Annotated in this window: 3 protein-coding genes and 1 pseudogene; 2 read left to right on the forward strand and 2 right to left on the reverse strand. The window is 64.1% G+C overall.

What is annotated here, in order from left to right; all coding sequences use genetic code 11:
- The first annotated feature begins 56 nt into the window (after positions 1–56).
- Positions 57–548 (forward strand): F0F1 ATP synthase subunit B, encoded by a 492-nt coding sequence (locus tag EN939_RS28010; RefSeq protein WP_127270951.1) that lies wholly within the window; start codon positions 57–59, stop codon positions 546–548.
- A 91-nt stretch (positions 549–639) separates the two neighbouring features.
- Here the strand turns inward: EN939_RS28010 and EN939_RS28015 are convergent, their stop codons facing one another.
- Positions 640–1,338: a ribonuclease HII gene (locus tag EN939_RS28015; protein ID WP_127270953.1), complete on the reverse strand. Its 699-nt coding sequence runs from the start codon at positions 1,336–1,338 to the stop codon at positions 640–642.
- A 151-nt stretch (positions 1,339–1,489) separates the two neighbouring features.
- Entirely contained in the window at positions 1,490–2,644 is a 1,155-nt protein-coding gene (locus tag EN939_RS28020; RefSeq protein WP_127270954.1) for a PA0069 family radical SAM protein, read from the reverse strand.
- Between the two features lie 150 nt (positions 2,645–2,794).
- Here EN939_RS28020 and EN939_RS39370 point away from each other — a divergent pair.
- Positions 2,795–2,924, forward strand: a pseudogene (locus tag EN939_RS39370) (glycosyl transferase family 2); the annotation flags it as partial.

Genomic DNA, 2,924 nt, shown 5'->3' on the forward strand with positions numbered 1-2,924 from the left:
CAGCAAGGCAGAGATCGCGGCCGCGGTCAAATCCGTGGCCCGGTGAGGAGCGCATCATGGACGCCACATCTCTCGCGACGCTCTGGGCCACGGTTGCCCTGGTCATCTTCCTGGGCATTGCCGTCTACATCAAGGTGCCTCGCCTGATCGCCAAGGCGCTCGACGCCCGCGCCGAAAGGATCAGCAACGAACTCGACGAAGCGCGCCGGCTGCGCGAGGAAGCCCAGCAACTGCTTGGCCAGTATCAGCGCAAGCGCAAGGAAGCCGAGCAGGAGGCCGCCGACATCGTCGCCGCCGCCAAGCGCGAAGCCGACTTGCTTGCCGCCGAAGCGCACAAGAAGACCGAGGACTATGTTGTCAGGCGCACCGCGCTTGCCGAGCAGAAGATCGGCCAGGCCGAGCGTGACGCCATCAGCGAAGTCCGCGCCAGCGCCGTCGACATCGCCGTAGAGGCAGCGCGCGCGCTGCTTGCCGGCAAGATCGACGCCAAGGCCGGTGCCGATCTGTTCAAGGCATCGCTTGCGGACGTGAAGTCGAAGCTGAACTAGAGGGTCCCGCTAGCCAATCATCGAAAGCCGCCCGGGCAACCTGGCGGCTTTTTGTTGTGGGCGGGGATAATCTCCCCCTCGAGGGGGGAGATCAGCTATCCATTCCGACGAAGCTCTCTTCCTCGACCACTTCAGCGCCACCCAGCCTGAACGGCGAAAACGATACGCGATGCAGCCGCGCCACCGGGCCATGCGCCTCGATTGCCGTGCGATGGCGAAGCGTGGCGTAGCCCATATGGACTTCGAAGCCGTAACGGTCGTGATGGTTGCCGCAGCCGCACATCATGCGATCACGCATCACCTTGGCGACGATCGAGGCGGCGGCGATCGACTGCGAACGCTGGTCGCCCTTGATCAGCGCGCGCCCTTCACAAGGCAGGCCAGGCGGCACGTCGCGTCCATCGGCAAGGGCGAGCTTCGGTCTGACCGACAGCCCTACCAGGGCGCGGCGCATGGCTTCCAGGCTTGCCTTGAGGATGTTGCTGCCGTCGATACCCTCGGCACTGATGGAGGCCATTGAGACCGCCTGCGCAGAGCCGAGAATTCGCAGGAACAAGGCTTCACGCTGCAGATGGCTGAGGCGCTTGGAATCGTCGAGGCCGTCGGGAATGTTGGCGGGATCGAGCACCACGGCCGCGGCGACTACCGGCCCGGCCAGGGGGCCACGGCCGGCCTCGTCCATCCCGGCAACCGGCCACAGGCCCTCCGCCATCGCCTTCGTCTCGAAGGAGAAGTCGGGCTTCTCGATGATCTCAAAGAGAGGCGGAGAATCAGAACGCGCGCGAGCCATGTTGCGGCGAGGTTCGCATCGGCTCTGATTCTCCGCAAGTCCCTCCGGGTCGGGTGGGGCGCCGGACCGGGAGGGCACCGTCTGCAGGCCGGGGCAGGCCGGACGGGATTCTGGTGCCGCGACGGATCAAACCACCGCGACGAATTGTCTCTTAAAGCAGCGTCAACTGCACCTGGTCTTTCCCGGCGGCAACGAACTGGTCGGTCCGCAGCGTGCGCCGTTCGGCATTGAGGCCGAGCCGCTTGGCTGTGATCTCGAAGCGCCGGCCGATCTGCCAGGCATAGGGACCGGCGCCCTTCATGCGTTTGCCCCATTCCGAATCGTAGTCCTTGCCGTCACGCATCGACCGGACCAGCGACATCACATGGCGGTAGCGGTCGGGATAATGACGCAGCAGCCAATCCTTGAAGATCGGGCTGACCTCCAGCGGCAGCCGCAGGATCACGTAGCCCGCTTCGCGCGCGCCCGCCGCACATGCGGAATCGAGGATGCGTTCCATCTCCGGATCGGTCAGGCCCGGAATGATCGGCGCCACCATGACCGACGCCGGAATGCCGGCATCCGAAAGCTGCCGGATCGCTTCCAGCCGCTTGGTCGGCGTCGACGCGCGCGGCTCCATGGTGCGCGCCAGCATGCGGTCGAGCGTCGTCACCGACAGCGCTACCTTGGCGAGCCCGCGTTCGGCCATGCGCGACAGGATATCGATATCGCGCGTCACCAGAGCGGACTTTGTCACGATGCCGACCGGATGGCCGCGCGCTTCCAGCACTTCGAGGATTTCGCGCATGATCCGGTATTGCTTCTCGATCGGCTGGTAGGGGTCGGTGTTGGTGCCGATGGCGATGGTGCGCGGCTGATAGCTGTCCTTCGAAAGCTCCTTGTCGAGCAAGCGCGCCGCATCAGGCTTGGCGAACAGCTTGGATTCGAAATCCAGACCCGGCGACAGGCCCATGAACGCGTGCGTCGGGCGGGCAAAGCAATAGACGCAGCCATGCTCGCAGCCGCGATAGGGGTTGATGGAACGGTCGAAGGAAATGTCGGGCGATTCGTTGCGGGTGATGATGGTGCGCGGCTTCTCTACCTGCACTTCGGTCTTGAAAGGCGGCAGTTCTTCCAGCGAATTCCAGCCATCGTCGAACACGTGCCGGCTGACTGGCTCGAACCGGCCGGACGGATTGATGCCAGCCGACCTGCCGCGGTTGCGGTCCGGGCGGACACGCATGCCGCTCTGCTCGACCATCGCGTTGGCCATCTCGGCTCTTCCTGCTCCGAAAGCTGCAATGTCGGCGCGCACGATCTGTTCCATTTTCGCCCGCTCCCAGGGACTGTCCGTGTTGTGTCGAATCGCTCTGTTCATGAAATTATTCCTATTTTACTGGTGGGAACAAAGCAAGAACTTTCTATGGTGCGATGCAAAAACTGGCGCTGTCCGGCGCTTTCCGCTATTCGGCTAAGGATGCTCAGTGTTCTCATCGAAACCCGCAATGACGAGGAGGGCCTCGCCCGCACGCTCGCCTCGCTGATTGGCGGAGCGGTCGAGGGCGTGGTGCGTGAAGTCATCGTCTGCGACACAGGCTCCACCGACC

The organism is Mesorhizobium sp. M7A.F.Ca.CA.002.05.1.1 (assembly GCF_003998335.1).
In the GTDB taxonomy this organism is placed as follows: domain Bacteria; phylum Pseudomonadota; class Alphaproteobacteria; order Rhizobiales; family Rhizobiaceae; genus Mesorhizobium.